Here is a 21,835-nt window from a genome sequence, read left to right as displayed (position 1 = left end):
AGGCCGGTGCCTCCATCAGTACGGGCCCATCAAAAAAGACCCTGTGCCGACTGGGAGTAGGACACCAGCAGGTTCTTGGTCTGCTGGTAGTGGTCGAGCACCATCTTGTGGTTCTCGCGGCCGATGCCGGACTGCTTGTAGCCGCCGAACGCCGCGTGCGCGGGATAGGCGTGGTAGCAGTTGACCCACACCCGGCCGGCCTGGATGTCGCGGCCGGCCCGGTAGGCGGTGTTGCCGTCGCGGCTCCACACCCCGGCGGCCAGCCCGTAGAGGGTGTCGTTGGCGATGGCGATCGCGTCGTCGTAGTCGGTGAACGAGGTCACCGACACCACCGGGCCGAAAATCTCCTCCTGGAAGATCCGCATCTTGTTGTGGCCGGCGAAGATCGTCGGCTGCACGTAGAAGCCACCGGAGAGCTCGCCGCCGAGTTCGGCGCGTTCCCCGCCGGTGATGACCTTCGCGCCCTCCCCCTTACCGATCTCGATGTAGGACAGGATCTTCTCCAGCTGGTCGTTGGAGGCCTGCGCGCCGATCATCGTGGTGATGTCGAGCGGGTCGCCCTGGCGGATCGCTTTGGTGCGGATCGCGGCCAGCTCCAGGAATTCGTCGTAGATGGGGGCCTGAACCAGCGACCGCGACGGGCAGGTGCACACCTCGCCCTGGTTCAAAGCGAATCCGGCAAACCCCTCTAAAGCCTTGTCCTGGAAGTCGTCGTTCGCCGCCAGCACGTCGGAGAAGAAGATGTTGGGGCTCTTGCCCCCCAGTTCCAGGGTGACCGGGATGATGTTCTGGCTGGCGTACTGCATGATCAGCCGTCCGGTGGTGGTCTCCCCGGTGAAGCCGATCTTGGCGATCCGGTTGCTCGACGCCAGCGGCTTGCCGGCCTCGACGCCGAATCCGTTGACCACGTTGACGACTCCCGGCGGCAGCAGGTCGCCGATCAGGCTCATCAGGAACAGGATGGACGCCGGGGTCTGCTCGGCCGGCTTGAGCACCACCGCGTTACCGGCGGCCAGGGCGGGCGCCAGCTTCCAGGCCGCCATCAGCAGCGGGAAGTTCCACGGGATGATCTGGCCGACCACGCCCAGCGGCTCGTGGAAGTGGTAGGCGACGGTGTCGTCGTCGAGTTGGCTCAGCGCACCCTCCTGGGTGCGGATAGCCGCGGCGAAGTAGCGGAAGTGATCGGCGGCCAGCGGGATGTCGGCGGCCAGCGTCTCCCGGACCGGCTTGCCGTTGTCCCACACCTCGGCGACGGCCAGTTCCTCGCGATGTTGGTCGATCCGGTCGGCGATCTTGGTCAGAATCGCCGCCCGCTCGGCCGGGGAGGTCTTGCCCCACGCCGGTGCGGCCGCGTGCGCGGCGTCGAGCGCCAGGTCGATGTCGGCCGCCGTGGAGCGGGGGATCTCGCAGAACGGCTGACCGGTGACCGGGGTGGTGTTCTCGAAGTACTCACCGCCGACCGGAGCCACCCACTGCCCGCCGATGAAGTTCCCGTAGCGGGACTCGTAGCTCATCAGCGCGCCTGCAGAACCCGGACGTGCGAAAACGGTCATCGATGCTGCTCCTTAGCCGTGGGTGTTACTCAACTCACAGTACCGCCGCGGTCACAATGACTTCCATGCCTGCGCATCGTGCCCGCGACTTTGAAGACCCGTACCTGTGGCTGGAGGACGTGACCGGCGAGCGGTCACTGGACTGGGTGCGCGCCCACAACACCCCGACCGTCGACGAGTTCGCCGGCGACGACTTCGAAGCGATGCGCACCGCCGCCCTCGATGTGCTCGACACCGACGCCCGCATCCCCTACGTCCGGCGCCGCGGCGACTACCTCTACAACTTCTGGCGTGACGCCGCCAACCCGCGCGGGCTGTGGCGGCGCACCACCTTGGACAGCTATCGCACCGACAGCCCCGACTGGGATGTGGTGATCGACCTCGATGAGCTGGCGCGCGCCGATGACGAGAACTGGGTCTGGGGCGGCGCCAACGTGATCGAACCCCACCACACCCGGGCTCTGATATCGCTGTCCCGCGGCGGATCGGACGCCGTCGTTGTGCGTGAATTCGACTTGGTGGCCAGGAAATTCGTGGGTTCGGACGGAAATGGCTTCGAGCTTCCCGAGGCCAAGACGCGGATCGGCTGGGAGGACGACGACACCGTCCTGGTGGGCACCGACTTCGGCGCCGGTTCGCTGACCGAGTCCGGATACCCCCGAATAGTGAAGCGATGGCGCCGCGGTCAGGATCTGGCACAAGCGGAGACGGTGTTCAGCGGGTCGGCCACCGATGTCGTGGTCGCAGCGGGCCGAGACCGCACGCCGGGATTCGAACGAACCCTGGTGTCGCGGGCGATCGACTTCTTCAACGACGAAGTCTACGAATTGCGCGAGGGCGAGCTGATCCGCATCGACGCGCCCACCGATGCCTCGGTGTCGGTACACCGGCAATGGATCCTGATCGATCTGCGCACCGACTGGGACACCGGCACCGCGTCGTATCGGGCCGGCTCCCTGTTGGCCGCTGACTACGACGAATTCCTGTCCGGCACAGCGCAGTGCAGCGTCGTCTTCGAACCGGACGCCCACACCGCGCTGCATCACTACGCGTGGACCCGTGATCGACTGATCCTGGTCACCCTGCACGACGTGGCCAGCCGGGTAGAGGTGGTCACGCCCGGAACCTGGCAGCGCCGGCCCGTCGCCGAGGTACCGGACAACACCAACACCGTGATCGCGGCCGCCGACGATACCGGCGACGAGATCTTCCTGGACTCAAGCGGATTCGACCGGCCATCACGACTCCTGCACGGTCCCGTGGACGGGCCGCTGACCGAGATCAAATCGGCTCCGGCGTTTTTCGACGCCGACGGACTCGATGTCAGCCAGTACTTCGCGACCTCGAAAGACGGCACCGCGATCCCCTACTTCGTCGTGCGCCCAGCGGGCGCCACCGGCGCGACACTGCTGGGCGGCTACGGCGGATTCGAGGTGGCACGCACCCCGGGTTACGACGGCGTGCTGGGCCGGCTGTGGCTGGAGCGCGGGGGGACCTACGTGCTGGCCAACATCCGTGGCGGCGGCGAGTACGGGCCCGGCTGGCACACCCAGGCGATGCGTGCCGGCCGTCATCTGGTGGCCGAGGATTTCGCCGCGGTGGCAACCGATCTGGTGGAGCGCGGTATCGCCAGAGTCGAGCAGCTCGGCGCGGTGGGCGGCAGCAATGGTGGGCTGCTGATGGGCATCATGCTCACCGCGTACCCACAGTTGTTCGGCGCACTGGTGTGCCAGGTGCCGTTGCTGGACATGCGCCGCTACCACCTGCTGCTCGCCGGTGCTTCCTGGGTGGCCGAGTACGGTGACCCGGATGACCCCGAGGAGTGGGAGTTCATCAGCAAATACTCGCCGTACCAGAACATTTCCGCCGATGCCGCCTACCCGCCGGTGCTGATCACCACGTCCACCCGCGACGACCGGGTGCATCCGGGGCATGCCCGCAAGATGACCGCGGCGCTTCAGGACGCCGGGCACCGGGTCTGGTACTACGAGAACATCGAGGGCGGCCACGGCGGTGCGGCCGACAACGCGCAGGCGGCGTTCAAGTCCGCGCTGAGCTTTTCGTTCCTGTGGCGGATGCTGGGCCGGCGTTGACCTCGCACCCGCCGGTCGATCATCGGCGACCCGTATTGCGGGTCCAGTCCTCCTGCAGTTCCTGTCCGTAGTCGTCCTGTCGCATCCGCAGGTCGGCGTAGATCAGCATGGGCAGACAGCGGAGCAGACCGAAGGCGACCGGGCAGGCGAAGACGCCCGCTACCCAGGTGATCGTGGAAAGCATCACCAGCGGCGCCACAAAGCCCATCCACACCACCAGGTTGATCACGAAAATTCTGCCCAAGGCTGGTTTGCAGAGCTCAATCGAACGTCGAAAAGAGTCGGCGATCCCGCGGTCTTCGACGATGAGCACCACCGGCGACATGCTCAGCAGAAGCCCCATGACCAAGGATGCGATACCGCACAACAACATGGTCGGCACCAATGCGGCATAGAAGCCGCTGAAGACAGCGCCAACCTGGATCAGGCCCAAGCCCACCCCAGCCAGGTAGTACAGGCTGGCCAGGCGGCATACATCCAGCTTGCGCTGCTTCGCCCGGTGTAGGACCTCATCGAATCGGATCGGCTCGCCGCGTACTGCTTTCGCTGTGGCATGGACGCCCAGACTGATCAGCAACCCATCGCCAGGCAATACGGCCGCGCAGAACATCAGGAGCATCGCCAATGCCAGCATCAGCGGCCCCACGTCGAACCGGAGGACACCGTCGGCCAGGATCAAGTTCCCGATCTGCGGCGAACTTATGATCTGCACGGCCAGATAGACACCCGCGGAGAGCAGCACTGCGATCCCGGTAAGGATGGCCGACGGGACACCGATCATTGTCGGCCAGTTTCGCTGCATGATCTTGAAGGCGCCGCTGAACAACTCGGGAATGGTGAAGGGACGAAACGGGATCGGCGGGTTGCAGTCCACGGCTCCTGGCACGTAGCGTCTCAGCGCCCATCCCCGCTTTGCCAAGAACTCCTCGACGTCGGCGGGCCAGCAGGTCCGGCGCCCCCGGGCGTACCACCCCGCCCATACGTAGAGCGCAGCGGTGACCCAGCAGGCGGTTCCCGGCCAGGTCACCACCGCGAGCACGATCCACAGCCCGGCTAGACCAAGCATCGCGTGGTGAGGACGCAGATCGAACCGAACCGTTTCGCGCTCGTTCACCGACCCGTCACCCCTTGCTCGCCTCTAGTCCACCAAAATCATGGCAACTAGCCGACCGCAGAGGTATCGACCGTTCGGGCGACATTCAGGACTTGCGCAAACCGCCCACCAGCGCGATTCCCACCCCGACCAGCACCAACACCGCGCCTGCCGCCAGGGTCAGATTGAGCCACAGGTGCAGGCTTTCTTCGGCCACATCGGCGAGGGCATCGGTGATCCGGCGAATGTCGCCGGTGGCCTGGCTGAGCACCTGGTTGAGGAGGCGCCGCGCGACTTCGACGCCCGACCAGCCGATCGCGCCCACCAGCAGCGCCGACACACCCAGGCTCGCCAGGGCCCTGCCCCGGCGCCGTGCCGCGACCAGCGTCAGGATCGCGCACAACCCGGCCATCGCGCCCAGGACGACAGTGAGCAACGGTCCCCACACCGAGAGCCGGTGTAGCCCACCGGGCCGCATCACCTCGGTGGACGTCGACGTCAGCGGTATGGTCAGCGACGCGGGCAGCGTTATGGGGTAGTCGGCCAGCAGTTGCGCAAACGAGTCGTCCCGCAGCATCGGTATCACGTCGATCTCCCAGGGACCGGGATCGCCGACGTTGAGGAGCCACGCGTGGCCGTCCCGGTTGACGCGAACGAACTGCGCCGGAAACGACGGTCCGGCGGTGTATTCGCGGGCGGCCTGCCGTACCTCCGAGGGGTCGATGCCGAAGCCGCTCCCCCGGATCAGCTGCACGGTCTGAGCACTGAGCTCGGCCGCGACCGCGTCCTGCAGGGCCGGTTGGGCCGCGGCACGGGCAGCCAGCCGCGCGTAACCGTCGGCATCGATGAGGTTGTACTGCGCCCACGCCGTCGGCAGCGCCACCGCAAGGCTCGCGGTGGCCAGCAACCAGAACAGTGTCGCGGTGAAGACGCGCACTATTTCGCGGTGCGGCGCGGCCGCGCCAGCGCCAGCTTGGTGATGAGCCGGTTGCTTCGGGCCAGCGTCTTGAGCGAATTGTGGTAGAAGTTCCCGCCCGCGCCGACGTTGGTGCGCGGCGCGACGACGGTCTCCTGCCGACAGAACTTGCGGATGCCGTCCACACCGCCGAAGCGCGCCCCGATTCCCGAGGTCTTCCAGCCACCCATCGGCGCGGTCGTGCACATCAGGTTGGAGATCACGTCGTTGACGTTCACGGCCCCGCAGTCCAGCTGCAGCGCAATGTCTTTGGCCCGCGCGACGTCGCGGGAGAACACCGAGGCGCTCAGCCCGTAGGCGCTGTCGTTGGCGAGTCGGATCGCCTCGTCGACGCTGGCGACCTTCATGATCGGCAGGGTCGGGCCGAAGGTCTCCTCGGTCATGCAGGCCATCGAGTGGTCGACGTCGACCAGCACGGTGGGCGGGTAGAAGCTGCCCGGGCCGCCTGCGCGCTCACCGCCGGTCAGTGCGCGCGCTCCGGCGGCCAAGGCTTCCTTCACGTGCCGCTCGGTGATGGCGAGTTGCTGGTCGCTGATCAGAGCCCCGAAGTGCTTGCCCTCGCCGGTGCCCATCTGCAGCGCCTCGACATCGCGGACGACCGCGGCGACGAACTTGTCGTAGACGGGTTCCAGCACGTACACCCGCTCGACCGACACGCAGGTCTGCCCGGCGTTGAACATCGCGCCCCATACCGCGGCGTGCGCGGCCAGGTCGATGTCGGCGTCCTCGCACACGATCATCGGGTCTTTGCCCCCGAGTTCGAGGCTGACCGGCACCAGCCGGCTTGCGGCCCGTTCGGCGACCTTGCGCCCGGTGGCGGTGGAGCCGGTGAACTGCACGTAGTCGGAGTTGTCGATCACCGCTTCGGCCACCTCGCGCGCACCCTGCACCACCGCGAACACGTCCGGGGCACCGGAGGCCAGCCAGCCCTGGCGAAGGAGCTCCGCGGTGAGCGGGGTCTGCTCGGACGGCTTGAGCAGCACCGCGCAGCCGGCCGCCAAAGCTCCGATGGCATCCATCAGCGCGTTGGCCACCGGGTAGTTCCACGGCGCGATCACGCCGACCACCGGCCGGGGACGGTAGTGGATGGCGATCTTCTTGATTCGCATCAGGGGCAGCGATGCCGGCCGGGTCTCCGGGGCGACCGCCTTGTCCATCACCTTGATCACGTACGACAGGATCATGATCAGCAGCGGCACCTCTTGCGCGGCGTCGGTGCTGGACTTGCCGGTCTCGGCGATCAGCAGCTTCTCGATCTCGTCGCGGTGCTCGCCGAGCCACAAGGCGAAACGGGCCAGGGCCTTGGCCCGGCCCTTGGCGCCGCGGTGCTCCCATTCCCGCTGGGCGGTGCGCAGCCCGGCCGCGATTTTTTCGACGTCAGCGGGGTCGGTCCACCGCACCTCGCCGGCCCTCTCGCCGGTGGCGGGGCTGAACACGGTTCCGGTGCCGGTGAAGGTGGCGACTGAATTGGTGGCGGTCATGGCGCCATGCTAGTCCGGGCTGTGATCCGGATCGCACCGGCCCTCGACAGGTGTCAAGTCCGGCGAGCCTACGTTTTTAAGCCCCGCAGGTAGGCGGCCTGCCCCAAATGCTGGGCACAGTCATCGATGATGCTGACCAGCCGCACCCCCGCCGTCACCGGCGGATCCCAGTGGGTATCGACAACCCGAGCCAGTTCATCGGCGGTGACGCCGTCGAGGTAGCCCAGGGTCAACTGGTGCACGCCGTGGTAGTAGCCCGCCAGCAGCTGGGCCGGGGCGCGGACCTTGGCGACATCGGCCGGGCTATGGCCGTACCCACTGTCATCACGCGGCAGGTCCAGGCCGAACCGATCCACCCACCCGTCACGGGTCCACACCTGCTCGACGCCGGCGACCTGCGCGATCTGAATGTCCTGCACGCGGGCGCTGTGCCACAGCAGCCACGCGATGCTGTTGGCCTGCGCCGTCGGCCGATAGTCGGCCACCTCGTCGGTGAGCCCGTCGGTGAGTTCGTCGGCGTGCTCGATCAACCGAGTGAACGCGTCGCGGAGCAGGGCCCGCAGAGCGGCGGTTGCGTCATTCTCCGTCATACCGCCCGACGCTACGCCTGGTGACAGACCGCCTCGACGTTGTTGCCGTCCGGATCGCGGACGAAGGCGCCGAAGTAGCCGGGGTGGTACTCGGGCCACAGCCGCGGCGCGTGCAGGGACTCCGCACCCTGCCCTACCGCGGTGTCGTAGAACGCCTGCACCTGGTTGATATCGGCGGCGCTGAACGCGACATGGACCTCGCGGTTGGGGCCCGAGGCGTCACCCGCGCCGGCGTCGGCGATCCAGAACGTCGGCTTGCCGTCTCGTCCGTAGCCGACGGCCACACCGACATCCATCTGCCGCGTGTAGCCCAGCACATCGAGCACCGCGTCGTAAAACTTCTGCGATTTCGCATAGTCACTGCAGTTGATGCCCACGTGGTCGATCACGGAATACATCCTGGCATGAGGAACCGCAGGGTCGTAGATTAACTAGATGAGCCTCGACGTCGTGGTCCGCAACGGCACGATTGTCGATGGACTGGGTGGCCAGCCCTATGTCGGCGACGTCGGGATCCGCGATGGCGTGATCGTTGAGGTCGGCAGGGTCACCGGAGACGCCCAGCATGTAATCGACGCGACCGGACTGCTGGTCACACCGGGTTTCGTCGACCTGCACACGCACTACGACGGGCAGTCCATCTGGTCGGATCGGCTCAATCCTTCCTCGGCGCATGGCGTGACGACCGCACTGATGGGCAACTGCGGGGTGGGTTTCGCGCCGTGCCGGATCGAGGACCACGACGTGCTGGTGGATCTGATGGCCGGCGTCGAGGACATTCCCGGTGTGGTGATGACGGACGGGCTGCCGTGGACCTGGGAGACGTTCCCACAGTTCATGGATGCCGTTGATAAGCGCCAACGCGATATCGATGTCGCGGCGTTCCTGCCGCATTCACCGCTGCGCGTCTACGTGATGGGACAGCGCGGTATCGACCGTGAGCCGGCTACGCCCGACGACCTGGAGCAGATGCGCCGGCTGGCCCAGGAGGCCGCCGAGGCTGGGGCACTGGGGTTCTCGTCGTCGCGGCTGATGACCCACCGCACCAAGACCGGTACCCAGATCCCCAGCTATGACGCCTCCTACGCCGAGATCCTCGCCATCAGCCGCGGTCTGGCCGACGGCGGGGGCGGGTTGATCCAGTTCGTCCCGGATCTTCCGAACGGTGCATATCAGCCAGTGCTGCAGCAGGTTTTCGACGCGGCGACCGAAGCAGGTGTGGCCGTCACGTTCAGCCTGCTGATCGGCAACGCCGGTGAGTCGATCTGGCCGGATGCGATGGCCATGCTGGAGAAGGCCAACAGCTCCGGCGCCGAGATCACCGCGCAGGTCTTCCCGCGACCGATCGGACTCATGTCCGGGCTGGACCTGAGCATCCACCCGTTCGTGCTGTACCCGAGCTACCAGGAGATCGCCGGCCTGCCACTGGCGGAGCGAGTGGCCCAAATGCGCAAACCAGAAGTGCGGCAGCGGATTCTGGCCGACCGACCCAGCATCGTCCCGACCAACCCGATCGCCTACCTTTCCCAGTCCTGGGACTGGACATTTCCGCTCGGCGACGACCCCGATTACGAGCCGGATCGGTCGAAGAGCATTGCGGCGCGGGCCAGGGCACGCGGCGTCTCCCCGGAGGAGGAGGCATATGACCGGCTGCTCGACGACGACGGGCACGAGATCCTGCTCAACGCACTGGCCAACTTCGAGAACAACTCGCTGGACACCGTCGGGACTCTGATGCGCCGCGACGACGTGGTGCTGGGGCTGGGCGACGGCGGCGCCCACTACGGGATGATCTGCGACTCAAGCTTTCCCACCTATGTGCTGACGCATTGGGCCCGCGACCGCGCGGCCGGCCGGCTCAGTGTCGAGGAAGCGATCCGCGAACTGACGTCCACACCGGCCCGGATTGCCGGACTCGAGGACCGGGGGCGCATCGCGGTCGGCTACAAGGCCGACCTCAACGTCATCGACCACCAGAACCTGCGGCTGCACAAGCCGGTGGTCACCTATGACCTGCCGGCCGGTGGACGCCGGTTGGATCAGACCGCCGACGGCTACGTCGCAACGATCGTCTCCGGCGAGATCATCGCCGAGAACGGCAAGCCCACCGCGGCCCGGCCCGGCAGGCTGGTGCGCGGCCGTCAGCCCGCGCCGGCCTGAGCCTCAGCCGGGTTCACCGGCGTACCGTTGTCCGATGTGACTGAGCCCCCAGAGCCCAAATACACCCACGGCCATCACGAATCGGTGCTGCGCGCCCACCGTGCCCGCACGGCGCAGAACTCCGCGGCCTACCTGTTGGAGTCGCTGGCGCCGGGCTTGCAGTTGCTGGATGTCGGCTGCGGGCCGGGAACCATCACCGCGGATCTGGCCGCCCTCGTCGCGCCGGGCCGGGTGACCGCCATCGAGCCAGTACCCGAAGCCCTGGAACTGGCCCGCGCCTGCGCACGTGAGCGAGGGCAGCGCAACATCGACTTCGTGGTCGCCGATGTACACGCATTGCAGTTCCCCGACAACAGCTTTGACGTGGTGCACGCCCACCAGGTGCTGCAGCACGTCGCCGACCCGGTGACCGCGCTGGCCGAAATGCGCCGGGTGTGCAAGCCGGGCGGCGTGGTGGCGGCGCGGGACAGCGACTACGAAGCGTTCACCTGGTACCCGGCGTCGGCGGAGTTGGACGACTGGCTGCGGCTCTACCGTGACGCCGCGCGCGCCAACGGCGGAGAGCCCGACGCGGGTCGGCATCTGTTGGCCTGGGCGCACGCGGCCGGGTTCACCGACATCACCCCGACGGTGAGCGCGACGTGTTACGCCACCCCCGCCGATCGGGAGCACTGGGGCGGCATGTGGGCCGACCGGATCCTGCACTCGGCCATCGCCGAGCAGCTGCTCGACAGCGGTAACGCCGATCACGCTAAGCTGCAGGCGATTTCGCAGGCATGGCGGGACTGGGCCGACCACCCGGACGGCTGGCTGATGATCCCGCACAGCCAGATCCTGTGCCGGGTGTGACGACTCAGAGCAACCGCTGCTGCGGGGTGGAGCGGGCGACCAGTTCGGCGTCGCTGGTCACCGCGTCGCCCAGCACCTGGTCGATGCGTGCCAGCAGCTCGTCGGGGATCCGCACGCCGGCGGCTTTGACGTTCTCGGTGACCTGCTCCGGGCGCGACGCCCCGACCAGAGCGGCGGCAACGTTGTCGTTCTGCAGCACCCAGGCGATTGCCAGCTGCGCCGTCGTCAGCCCCAGCTCCGCGGCGATCGGCGCCAACTGCTGGACGCGGGTCAGCACGTCGTCGGTCATGAACCGTTTGATGAAGTTCGCCCCGCCCTTCTCGTCGGTGGCACGTGACCCGGCCGGCGGTGGCTGACCCGGCAGGTACTTGCCGGACAGCACCCCTTGGGCCATCGGTGACCAGACGATCTGGCTCAGACCCAGTTCCCGGCAGGTCGGGACCACCTCGGGTTCGATGATTCGCCACAGCATGGAGTACTGCGGTTGGCTGGAGATCAGCGATACGCCGAGTTGGCGGGCCAACCCGTGCGCGTTGCGGATCTGCTCGGGCGTCCACTCGCTGACCCCGATGTAGAGCGCCTTGCCCGCCCGGACGATGTCGGCGAAGGCCTGCATGGTCTCCTCCAGCGGGGTGAAGGGGTCATAGCGGTGCGCTTGATACAGGTCGACGTAGTCGGTGCCCAGCCGGCGCAGCGACCCGTCGATGGCCTCCATTATGTGCTTGCGGGACAGGCCGGTGTCGTTCTTGCCCAAGGGGGCCGAGCCGATCGGCCAGTAGACCTTGGTGAAGATCTCCACCGATCCGCGGCGCCGTCCTTTCAGTGCCGCCCCGAGCACCTCCTCGGCGGCACCGTTGGCGTACACATCGGCGGTGTCGAACGTGGTGATACCGGCGTCGAGCGCGGCATGCACGCACGCGGTGGCGACGTCGTTCTCGACCTGCGATCCGTGGGTGAGCCAGTTGCCGTAGGTGATCTCAGAGATCTGCAGGCCGGAGTTGCCCAGGTAGCGAAATTCCATAGCATCACAGACTAGTCGAATCACATTGCTGTCACTGATAATTCGACGGCGGACAGCGCCAGCGTGACGCCTTCGTCTTCATCTCCTGATGCGCAGGTGCCATTATGTAGCACTGGGTAGCACAATCCTGTATCTTCGATCCTATGCCGGCACAGCCCGAGATCACCCAGCGCGACCTACGGAATCGATCGAAGGAGATCATGGATGCCGTCCAGCACGGGCAGGCTTTCATCGTCACCCGGGACGGGCATCAGATCGGTGAACTGATTCCGCTGCGCCAGCGCAGGCGATTCGTGCCCCGTACCGAGTTCGCGGCGATGTCGCGCGGCGCACCCGACATTTCGATTGACGCTTTCCGGGCCGACCAGGACGCCACCGCCGATCACGATGCGGACGGCCCCTATGCCCGCTGACCATCAGCAGGGCCTGCTCGACACCAACATCATGATTCTGCGTCGGTGGATCGATCCGCAGCTGCTGCCGAAGGCGATGGCGATCAGCGCGATAACTCTGGCCGAACTGTCGGCCGGCCCGCATGAGGTGCGCCGAAACGACGAACAAGACGACTACGACGAGCATGTCGAACGCGCCCGCCGCCTGGATGTGCTCCAACGCGCCGAAAACGAATTCGACCCGATCCCCTTCGCCGCCGAAGCCGCGCGGATCTACGGCCGGGTGTGCGCCGCGGTCATCAGCACCGGCGGCAAACCCCGCCGCCGAGTCGCCGATCTGATGATCGCCGCCGTGGCGATCGCCGAAGACCTGCCACTGTTCACCACGAACCCGCAAGACTTCCACGGGTTGGACGAACTGTTGGCCGTCGTTGCGGTGCCGCGACCCGGCGCACCGCGGTCCACATAGCAGGAGTATCGCGTTTATTCCGTGTCGGACGGACTGTGGTCAATCAGCCGGATGGCACCGACGTGTGATCGAATTGCTTGACCATCGAGGACAATTCGGCTCTGGTGGCGACACCGGCCTTGACCGTCGCCCGGTAGACGTGACCTTCCACCGTGCGCACCGACAATGACATCGCCTCAGCGATGTCGCGGTTCGACAGGCCCTGGGCCACCAGCAGGGCGATCTCACGCTCGCGCCCGGTCAGCGGGAGGGTCACCTTGGCCGCGGCCAGCGCCGGGCTGACGGCCCCGCCGCACTGCTCGGCGAGTTGGCCGGCGCGCGCGCCGGCCGACAGTGCGCTGCCGCGCAGACCGGCCTGCCGATAACTCGCCGCGGCCTGGGCGGCGGCGTCAGCTGCGGCCAGCACATCGCCCATGGTTTCGAACTCACGCGACGCTGCGTCCAAGCCGGCATTGTCGCTGTCGGCCAACGCGCGCGCATACCGGGCCGCGACCGGCGCCCGGGGACCTTCGACGATGCCTGCCAGCTCGCCCAGCCGGTCGGCGACCGCTGCGTCACCCAGCTGCGCGGCGGTCTGCAGGCACATCACTTCGCGAGCGAACTGACCGTGATCGCGGGCGAATGCTGCTGCCTCAGAAGCACTCTGGCGCGCCTCGCCGGCCCTTCCGCGCACCGCCGCCACCCACGCGGCCGCCAGCAGGTAGCCGGACTCGACGTAGCCGTAGGCCGGATGCCGGCTCTCGCGGGTGGCCTGCAACGCTGCGACGGCGGCGTCGACCTGCCCGCTGCGCGCCAGCGCCTCGGTGTGCAGGATCTTGAACCGGTAGAAGATGCCGCTGATCTCGCCGTAGCTGCCGATCCCGGCCCCGGCCGTCCCCAAGCAACGCAGCGCGGTGGGCAGATCGCCGCCGCCGAGTGCGGTCATGCCCAGCACCGCCGTCGCCATCGCGCTCACCATCCCGGGCAGTTCCGCGCACAGCCGATGGCGGGCCTGCGCGACCACCGCCGCGTCCTCGATGTAGCCGGCAACCAGCAGCGCGTAGGCGTGGAACTCGGCCATCCCACTGCCCTGGAAACTGTCCTGGGGGGATGCGGCGATCACCGCGTAACCGGCCTCGGCCTGCTCGACTGCCTGACTCGTCCGTCCCAGATCGCCCAGCGCGATGACGTCGGCGCACCGGCCCAGGGTCTGGCCGAACGAGTCGAGCCGGCCGAGGTCGACCCCGGCCAGCGCGTCGACGGTTTCGGCCGGCCTGCCGGCCAACACCAGCTGGACGGCACGGAACGTGCACAACGCCGCGTCTTGGGAGGCTTGGCCGCGCAACGCCTGCTCGGTCACCTCCCAGGCCCGCTCGGGACTCTGCAGCAGCCACAGCAGGTTCGCGGCGCGCAAGATCACCGGGGTGACGAATCCCGTTGCGGGCAACGCAGGTGCGTCGATGGTGCTGAGTATCTGCTCGGTTTCGGCACCCTGCTCACGCATGAACAGCACGTAGGCCAGCAGCAGTTTGGCCACCGGGCTGTCGCCGGCATCGACGGCGGCCCGCGCGAACCGCTCGGCCAGCGCCAGGTCGAGCCGCGAGCGCGCGATGTTGGCGGCCCGCGACAGCACCGCGATGTCGGGCGGCAGATCCGATTCCAGCCACAGCAGACCGAGCCGAAGCGGGTCCACCCGTGCCGGCTCGCGCACCATGGCGGTCGCCACGTCTGCGCGCAGGCGGCGCAGCCGCAGCGGGCCGCATTGCTGCAGCCGGATCTCCCCGTAGAGCGGGTGGCCCACGTAGACCACGTCGGCGCTGGGCGGCACCCGGATCAGTCCGCGCTCCTCGGCCACCTCGACGGCGTGCGGGCTGGCCAGTGCCATCAGGCAGGACCGGTCGATGGGTTCGGCGACCGCGACCAGGTCGACCACCTCGCGCACGTCGTCGGGCACCGCGCCGATCTGGGTTTCGACCAGCTCGACCAAGGTCGGCGACACCGACAATCCGGCCGTCCAGCACCATTGCCCGGCCTCGCATACCAGCCGGCCGGCCGCGCGTTCCTGCTCGACGAGATGGCGCAGGTACAGCACGTTTCCGCGGGTCAGTTTCCACATCCGCGCCAGGCAGTCCGGGCTGACGGCGCCCAGGGCCGAGGCCAGCAACTCCTCGGATTCCGGGCGCGACAGCGGCTGCAGTTCGAGCCGCCGCAGCACGCCGTCCTTCCACAACGTGGACACCGCATCGGGTGCGGGTTCGCCATTGCGGACGGTGGCGATCACCTGGATGGGAGCAGCCGCACCCTGCGCCACCAGTTGATGCACGGCCAGTGCCGACAGATCGTCCAGCAGGTGCGCGTCGTCGACGATCACCAACAGCGGCGCATCCCCGGCGCGGGCCCGCAGGTCGGTGATGACTTGGCGCGCCATGGCCATCGGGTTGGCGTCGAAGTCGTCGACCCATTGGGCGAACGCGCCCAGCGGCACCGAGCGCCCGGTCGCCGTCCCGGCCAGCCGGCTGACCGCCCAGCCCGCTGCGGCCATCGCTTCGGCGGCCTCGCGGGCCAGCCTGGTCTTGCCCACACCGGCTCGACCGGCGATCAGAACACCCCGCCGCTCGGTGTCGGCGAGCGCGTCGGCGACCAGCTGGAGTTCTTCCCCCCGACCCGTCAACGGCCAGTGGTCACTCATTCGTCGATCGTAAACACCTGTTCGGGCACTGACGGCTGCTACTCAGAAATCTTGTGGAGCTCGGCGTCCAGCTTCTGGTTCGCCAGCCTGATGACGCTGTCCAGCCCTTCGAGTTCGATCTGCAGGTACTGGCAGATCACCTCGTCGGCGACACCGGCGTCCCGCAGTCGCAACGCCAGGGAATGCGCATCAGGAAGTCTCCGCAGCGCCGCCTCGTAGCGGTCCGCGGTGTCCCCGATGCCATGGAAAGCGGTCACGTCTGCCCTCGATTCGGTGATCCCCGATTCGGTCGACACCCACTCTGTCCGCCCCGGCGGCACGCGGTATCCGTGGACGACTACCCGATTCCCGGCGTCGTGGGGGCGGCGACTACCCGCAATCCGGTGCTGACTACACAGCCGCCGATGTGAGTAGTCGGCACTGTAGCGGGCCCAAGGACAGGTAGTGCGCTACGGAGCCGGATGCGAGTTCCTGAGCCGACGCTAAGGGGTGCTGGTGTCGGTTCGGTCCCGGGAGGTCCTCATGTCTGGTCATCGTCGCGGTCGGGTGGTCGGGGCCGGCACGGTCGTCGGGGCGTTCCTGGCGTTTGGGGTGGCTCCGTTGGCGTCCGCGCCGACCGCCCGGGCCGATGAGTTCGCCTGGATCGACGACCTGTTCGACCCCTCGGCGTGGCAGGCCCTGACGGTGGGCACGGCACCGGCCACCGGCGATCCCACCGACTGGGCCGCACTGTTCGACCAGTGGATCTACCAGCCGATCCACGACGTCGGGCAGGACTGGATCGCCAGTACGTTCGGTGCCCAGGTGGACGCGGCCATCAACCAGTACCTGGGGCCGTTGTTCGGCACCGACCTGCTGATCGGCAACGGTCTGGCCGGAACCCAGGCAGATCCCACCGGAGGCGCAGGCGGACTGTGGTTCGGTGACGGCGGCGCGGGTTGGGACAGCACGGTCGACGGTGTGGCCGGCGGAAATGGTGGGGCCGCGTTCTTCGGCGATGGCGGCGACGGCGGCCTGGGCGGTGCCGGGGCCGACGGCGGCAGCGGCGGTGACACCGGGTTCGGCATCGCCGGCGACGGCGGGACCGGCGGCACCGGCGCCAACGGTGGGGCCGGCGGCGACGCCACCGGCTGGCTGTTCGGCAACGGCGGCACCGGAGGACTCGGCGGGACCGGGTCGGTCGGCGCGGCCGGTGTCGACGGTGTCGGCCCGGGCGACAGCGGCACGGCCGGCCTTACCGGTGGCATCGGCGGTGTCGGTGGGGCCGGCGGCAACGCCGCCCGGCTGATCGGGACCGGCGGGGCCGGCGGGATAGGCGGGACAGGCGGGACCGGCGGGGCGGGCGGCAGTGGCATCAGCGGCGCGGCGGCGACCCTCGCCGGCGGGACCGGCGGCAATGGCGGCAGCGGCGGAGCCGGCGGTACTGGCGGCCACGGCGGTAATGGCGGCGTGGGCGGGACGAGCGGAGTATTCGGTGCCTCCGGCTCGCAGGGCACCGGCGGCGCAGGCGGGACCGGCGGCGACGGCGGCACACCGGGCGACGGCGGTACCGGCGGGGCCGGGAATGCCGCGACTCCCGACGGCGGCGCGGGCGGCAACGGTGGCGACGCCGGTGCCGGCGGTGCCGGTGGCATGGGCGGTGACGGCGCCACGACAGGCGCCGACGGTCTGGCCGGGGTCACACCGGTCAACGTCGGGAATGGCGGCACCGGCGGCACCGGCTGGGATGCGACCACGGTGGGCGGTACCGGCGGCAACGGTGGGGCCGGCGGCAACGGCGGTGATCACGGCGACGGCGGTGACGGCGGGGCCGGTGGGCGGGGCGGCACCGGCGCGGTCGGCGGCGACGGCGCCAGTCCGCAGTACGGCGCCGGCGGTGACGGGACCGCCGGGGGCACCGGAGGGACCGGCGGTGTCGGCGGCAATGGCGGTTTGGGCGGTTCCATCTCCGGTGACGGCGGCACCGGAGGCGCCGGCGGTGTCGGCGGGACCGGCGGCGCCGGCGGGAGCGGCGGCGCCGGCACTACGACGACCCCCTTCTTCAACTACACCGGCGATGGCCTGACCGGCGGCAACGGCGCCGTCGGGGGCGACGGTGGGGTCGGCGGCGCGGGCGGGTCCGGGGGCGGGGTGGCCGCCGGCGGGTCCGGACACCACGGCGTCGGCGGAGCGGGCGGCACCGGCGGCGTCTCGGGCGCCGGCGGCAACGGCGGAAACGGCGGCAACGCCGTCTTCGGCAGCAACGTGTCGGCCGGCAACGGCGGGCAGGGTGGCAACGGCGGCGACGCCGGAGCCGGCGGGGCCGGCGGTGCGGGTGGTGGCACCGGCTCCGATCGAGGCGCCGGCGGCCACACCGGCGCCATCGCGGCCGGCGGCGGCAACGGCGGAAACGGCGGAAACGGCGCCGCCGACCCGAACGTGACCTCGGGCAACGGCGGAGCCGGTGGAGCAGGCGGCAACGGGGGCAATGTCGGAAACGGCGGCAACGGGGGCAACGGCGGTAACGGGGGCGGCGGCGGCAGCGGCGCGCCCGGCTTTGGCAGCGGCGGCGTCGGCAACGACGCCTCTGCTGGGGGCAACGGCGGCGTGGGTGGCAACGGCGGCCTCGGCGGTGCGATCTCCGGCAACGGCGGAACCGGTGGCAGCGGCGGTACCGGCGGAAAAGGCGGCGACGGCGGCCGAGGCAGCAATGGCGGCGACGGCTCCGCCGACTCGGCCGGCGGCGACGGCAGCAACGGCGGTGCCGGCGGCAACGGCGCAGCGGGCGGATCCGGCGGCAATGGCGGTGCAGGCGGAGCGGTTGCCGCAGGAGGATCCGGCAGCCACGGCATGGGTGGCACCGGCGGTGACGGCGGGGCCGCCGGTAGTGGCGGTACCGGCGGCGACGGCGGCAACGGTGTCACCGCCAGCTCAGGCGGCGCTGGCAACGGCGGTGACGGCGGCAACGGCGGCAACGCCGGGCTCGGCGGGACCGCGGGTGTCGGCGGGGGCACCGGCGCCTACCAGGGCGCCGACGGCCACACCGGAGCCACACCGGCCGGCGGCGGCAACGGCGGCAGCGGTGGCGACGGGGCCAACGCGACCCTCGCCGGCGGGACCGGCGGCAACGGCGGGGCCGGCGGCAAGGGCGGCGACCACGGCGACGGCGGCGACGGCGGCAGTGGCGGCAACGGCGCGACCGGCGGCGATGGCACTACGCCGGACACCGACGGCGGCAACGGCGGCAACGGTAGCGACGGCGGCAAGGGTGGGGCGGGCGGCAACGGCGGCACCGCCGGGACGCTCTCGGGCGACGGCGGTGCCGGCGGCGCGGGCGGTACCGGCGGCAACGGCGGCGCCGGTGCAACCGGAGCCGCCGGCTGGGGCAGCTCGGGCGGCAGCGGCGACGGCGACAACGGTGGCAACGGCGGCAGCGGCGGCGACGGCGGCAACGGCGGAACTGGCGGAACCGGCGGCGCGGCCACTAACGGCGCGAACGGCGACGGCGGCGACGGCGGAACCGGGGGCAACGCGGGAACACCCGGCGACGGTGGCCGAGGTGGGGACGGCGGCAGCAATGCCACCTATCACCCCGAAGGGCCTCGCGCCGGGAACGCCGGGAACGGCGGGAACGGCGGTGACCCCGGCAACGCCGGTACCGGCGGGACCGGCGGAGCGGCCGGGGGCGACGGCGCCGGCACCGGAGCGACCGGTGGAAACGGGACGACGGTCACCAGCGGGGGCAACGGCGGAAACGGCGGCAACGGCGGGCGGGCCGATCAGCAGTACGGCCTCCCGGAGGTCCTCGGTGGCAACGGCGGAAACGGCGGCGACGGCGGCGCGGTCGGCAACGGCGGCAACGGCGGAAACGGCGGCACCGGCGGCGTAAGCGGCCACCTGAGCGGCAACAACACCGCGATCACCTGGGGAGCCGGAAACGGCGGCAACGGCGGCAACGGCGGCTTGGGTGGCACCACCTCCGGAAACGGCGGCAATGGTGGGGCCGGCGGTGATGGCGGTATCGGAGACAACGCCAGCGACAACGCCCCCTCCGGACTCCCCACACCCGCCACCACCGGTGCCGTCGGCGGCGACGGCGGGAATGGCGGGTCGGCCCGCGGCTTCGGCGACGGCGGCAACGGCGGCAACGGCGGCAACGCCGGCCTGTCCGGCACCGGCGGTCCGCTCACCGCGGACGGTGCGGCGGGCGGTGCCGGCGGCGCAGGCGGCAATGGCGCGGCGGTCGGCAATGGTGGCGACGGCGGGAACGGCGGGAACGGCGACGCCGGCGCAACCGGCGGGGCCGGCGGGACCGCAGGGACCGGCGGTATGAGCGGCGCCACCTCCGGCAACGGCGGCAACGGTGGCAACGGCGGCAACGGCGGAGACGCCGTCAGCACCAGCACGGCCGGCGCCGACCCCGTTATCGGCGCAGCGGGCGCCGACGGCGGCGCCGGCGGTGCGGCGATCGGAGCCGTCGGCAACGGCGGAAACGGCGGCAACGGCGGCGCTGCCGGCGGGTCCGGTGCTGCCGCAGTGGGCACGGCTCCCACCTCTCCGGGGGCGACCGGCGGTCGCGGCGGGGCCGGCGGCGATGCGGCGACCGCAGGCAACGGCGGCAACGGCGGGGCCGGCGGTCGCGGCGGCGCTGGCGCGTCCGGCGGCACCGGGGCGGCCGGCGGCACCGTCGGCAACGGTGCTGTCGGCGGAACCGGCGGCAACGGCGGAGTCGGCGGGACCGGCGGGGCCGGCGGCTCGATCTCAGGCAACGGCGGGACCGGCGGCACGGGAGGCGTCGGCGGCACCGGAGGCAACGGCGGAGTCGGCGGCGCCTATGACAGCTCGGGAGGCAGCGGAACCGCCGGCAAGGGTGGCGACGGCGGAGCCGGCGGGAGCGGCGGCACGGGTGGGACCGGCGGAGCGTCCAGCCACGGCACCAACGGTGACGGCGGCAACGGCGGCAACGGCGGTGACTCCGGCCAGGGCGGCGACGGCGGCAGCGCGTCGTACGTCGGCGGCAACGGAGGCGACGGCGGTGACCCGGGCCAGACCGTCGGCACCGGCGGTGCCGGCGGTGCGGCCGGGGTCGGCGGCAGCGGGGGCGACATCGGCCTGCGTGGCGGCGACGGGGCCGTGGCCACCACCGGCGGCAACGGCGGCAACGGCGCACCCGGCCAAGACAACTTGATTACCTTTTTTGGCGGAGTTGCGGGCGGCAACGGAGGCAACGGAGGCAACGGCGGGGCGGTCGGCAATGGCGGCGACGGCGGCAACGGCGGACAAGGCGCCACCTCTCATGGTGACTTCCTGGGCGCCGGGACGGGCGGCCGCGGCGGCAACGGCGGCAACGGCGGCGCGATCTCCGGCAACGGCGGCACCGGCGGTACCGGCGGTATCGGCGGCCCCGGTGCTCCAAGTGTCGAAATGCCCGGGGTTGGCGCCGGTGGGGCCGGCGGTACCGGCGGCAACGCCGGCCCGGTCGGCAACGGGGGGACCGGCGGGGCCGGCGGGGTCGGGGGAACCGGAGCCGCCGGCCTGGGCGGCGGGCAAGGCGGCAACGGCGGCACCGGTGGCTTGGGTGGCACCACGTCCGGCAACGGCGGCGACGGCGGGGCGGCCGGCAACGGCGGTACGGGCGGGGCCGGGACGGCCGGCGACGCCGCCAACCCGAACGGCGGCAACGGCGGTACCGGCGGCACGCCCGGCGCCGCCGGTATTGGCGGGCAGGCCCAGGCGGTAGGCGGCGTCAGCGGGAGCGCCGGGGCCATCGGATCTGGCGGCACCGGCGGGGCCGGCGGCGACGGCTGGGCCCCCAGCACCAACAGCGAGCCTCCTCCTGGCAATGGCGGCAACGGCGGCGCCGGCGGGTCGGGCGGCACCGTCGGCAACGGCGGCGACGGCGGTGTCGGTGGACACGGCGGGTGGGACCTCTCGGCGGGTACCACATCCAGCAGCCCTGCCGTCAACGGCGGTAATGGCGGCAACGGCGGCAACGGGGGCAACGGCGGCTCGGTCTCCGGCGACGGCGGCAACGGCGGCGACGGCGGCGAGGGGGCGTGGGGTTTCCTCGGCAACGGCGGCAGCGGCGGAAACGGCGGCAACGGCGGCGACGGCGATAACGGCGGCGACGGCGGCAAAGGCGCCTATGGCTACCCTGGCGGCGCCAATGGGGCCGGCAGCGGCAACGGCGGCGACGGCGGCGACGGCGGCAACGGCGGCAACGGCCTGCACGGCAGCGGCGGCGACGGCGGCAACGGCGCGCTGGCCGGAACGGGCTTCAGCCAGGGTGGGGTCTGGGTTTACGGCGGCCACGGCGGCGACGGCGGCGACGGCGGCGACGGGACCGCAGGCGACGGGACCGTTGTTGACGGAGCGGCCGGCACCCCCGGCGCTGACGGTGCTGGCGCCGCCACCCTCATTTCCCAGGGTGGGGCCGGCGGTCCCGGCGGGGCAGGTGGGGTCCCGAGTCCGTAGCGCGCTACCGGTGTCCGTGGACGGCCTTTACCCTCGA

At 70.5% G+C, this 21,835-nt stretch carries 15 protein-coding genes; 6 read left to right on the top strand and 9 right to left on the bottom strand.

Annotation, left to right across the window (positions count from 1 at the left end; all coding sequences use genetic code 11):
* Positions 1 to 29 precede the first annotated feature (29 nt).
* Positions 30 to 1,553 carry an aldehyde dehydrogenase gene (adh, locus tag K3U94_RS02585; RefSeq protein ID WP_220695484.1) on the bottom strand — a complete coding sequence of 508 codons (1,524 nt, stop codon included), beginning with the start codon at positions 1,551 to 1,553 and terminating at the stop codon, positions 30 to 32.
* 65 nt (positions 1,554 to 1,618) lie between these two features.
* Here adh and K3U94_RS02580 point away from each other — a divergent pair, with 65 nt between their 5' ends.
* Entirely contained in the window at positions 1,619 to 3,646 is a 2,028-nt protein-coding gene (locus tag K3U94_RS02580; protein ID WP_220695483.1) for a prolyl oligopeptidase family serine peptidase, read from the top strand.
* Positions 3,647 to 3,665: 19 nt separating this feature from the next.
* Here K3U94_RS02580 and K3U94_RS02575 read toward each other — a convergent pair whose 3' ends face one another.
* The 5 genes from K3U94_RS02575 to K3U94_RS02555 form a co-directional block, all read right to left on the bottom strand.
* Positions 3,666 to 4,760, bottom strand: a complete 1,095-nt coding sequence (locus tag K3U94_RS02575) for a hypothetical protein (RefSeq protein WP_220695482.1) — start codon at positions 4,758 to 4,760, stop codon at positions 3,666 to 3,668.
* An 85-nt stretch (positions 4,761 to 4,845) separates the two neighbouring features.
* A complete protein-coding gene (locus tag K3U94_RS02570) occupies positions 4,846 to 5,676 on the bottom strand; it encodes a hypothetical protein (protein WP_220695481.1) in 831 nt (276 codons plus the stop codon).
* The gene (locus tag K3U94_RS02565; protein WP_047319607.1) at positions 5,676 to 7,196 is read right to left on the bottom strand and encodes an aldehyde dehydrogenase family protein; all 1,521 of its coding nucleotides are present in this window, start codon (positions 7,194 to 7,196) and stop codon (positions 5,676 to 5,678) included. The genes K3U94_RS02570 and K3U94_RS02565 overlap by 1 nt, the downstream gene beginning before the upstream one ends.
* Positions 7,197 to 7,264: 68 nt before the next feature.
* Entirely contained in the window at positions 7,265 to 7,786 is a 522-nt protein-coding gene (locus K3U94_RS02560) for a mycothiol transferase (RefSeq protein WP_220695480.1), read from the bottom strand.
* An 11-nt stretch (positions 7,787 to 7,797) separates the two neighbouring features.
* Positions 7,798 to 8,175, bottom strand: a complete 378-nt coding sequence (locus K3U94_RS02555) for a VOC family protein (RefSeq protein ID WP_220695479.1) — start codon at positions 8,173 to 8,175, stop codon at positions 7,798 to 7,800.
* Positions 8,176 to 8,221: 46 nt separating this feature from the next.
* Between K3U94_RS02555 and K3U94_RS02550 the strand changes: the two genes are divergently transcribed.
* Positions 8,222 to 9,946 carry an N-acyl-D-amino-acid deacylase family protein gene (locus tag K3U94_RS02550; protein WP_220695478.1) on the top strand — a complete coding sequence of 575 codons (1,725 nt, stop codon included), beginning with the start codon at positions 8,222 to 8,224 and terminating at the stop codon, positions 9,944 to 9,946.
* 36 nt (positions 9,947 to 9,982) lie between these two features.
* Positions 9,983 to 10,795, top strand: coding sequence for a class I SAM-dependent methyltransferase (locus K3U94_RS02545; protein ID WP_220695477.1), 813 nt, complete (start codon positions 9,983 to 9,985; stop codon positions 10,793 to 10,795).
* Between the two features lie 4 nt (positions 10,796 to 10,799).
* On the opposite strand, the gene K3U94_RS02540 is transcribed toward K3U94_RS02545, so the two are convergent.
* Entirely contained in the window at positions 10,800 to 11,816 is a 1,017-nt protein-coding gene (locus tag K3U94_RS02540; RefSeq protein ID WP_220695476.1) for an aldo/keto reductase family protein, read from the bottom strand.
* Positions 11,817 to 11,959: 143 nt separating this feature from the next.
* Between K3U94_RS02540 and K3U94_RS02535 the strand changes: the two genes are divergently transcribed.
* Both K3U94_RS02535 and K3U94_RS02530 read left to right on the top strand, forming a co-directional pair.
* Positions 11,960 to 12,229, top strand: a complete 270-nt coding sequence (locus tag K3U94_RS02535; RefSeq protein WP_220695475.1) for a type II toxin-antitoxin system Phd/YefM family antitoxin — start codon at positions 11,960 to 11,962, stop codon at positions 12,227 to 12,229.
* On the top strand, positions 12,219 to 12,677 hold the full coding sequence (locus K3U94_RS02530; protein ID WP_220695474.1) for a type II toxin-antitoxin system VapC family toxin: 459 nt from the start codon (positions 12,219 to 12,221) through the stop codon (positions 12,675 to 12,677). Before K3U94_RS02535 ends, K3U94_RS02530 begins: the two co-directional genes overlap by 11 nt.
* 43 nt (positions 12,678 to 12,720) lie before the next feature.
* Here the strand turns inward: K3U94_RS02530 and K3U94_RS24270 are convergent, their stop codons facing one another.
* Both K3U94_RS24270 and K3U94_RS02520 read right to left on the bottom strand, forming a co-directional pair.
* On the bottom strand, positions 12,721 to 15,345 hold the full coding sequence (locus tag K3U94_RS24270) for a LuxR C-terminal-related transcriptional regulator (protein ID WP_220695473.1): 2,625 nt from the start codon (positions 15,343 to 15,345) through the stop codon (positions 12,721 to 12,723).
* Positions 15,346 to 15,383: 38 nt separating this feature from the next.
* Positions 15,384 to 15,602 carry a hypothetical protein gene (locus K3U94_RS02520; protein WP_230987365.1) on the bottom strand — a complete coding sequence of 73 codons (219 nt, stop codon included), beginning with the start codon at positions 15,600 to 15,602 and terminating at the stop codon, positions 15,384 to 15,386.
* 265 nt (positions 15,603 to 15,867) lie between these two features.
* Between K3U94_RS02520 and K3U94_RS02515 the strand changes: the two genes are divergently transcribed.
* Positions 15,868 to 21,798 carry a PGRS repeat-containing protein gene (locus K3U94_RS02515; RefSeq protein WP_220695472.1) on the top strand — a complete coding sequence of 1,977 codons (5,931 nt, stop codon included), beginning with the start codon at positions 15,868 to 15,870 and terminating at the stop codon, positions 21,796 to 21,798.
* Positions 21,799 to 21,835: the final 37 nt, after the last annotated feature.

The sequence above is a fragment of the Mycolicibacter heraklionensis genome, assembly GCF_019645815.1.
Lineage (GTDB): Bacteria > Actinomycetota > Actinomycetes > Mycobacteriales > Mycobacteriaceae > Mycobacterium > Mycobacterium heraklionense.
Note: the sequence above shows the minus strand (reverse complement) of the source record. Positions and strands in the feature narration are given on the sequence as shown.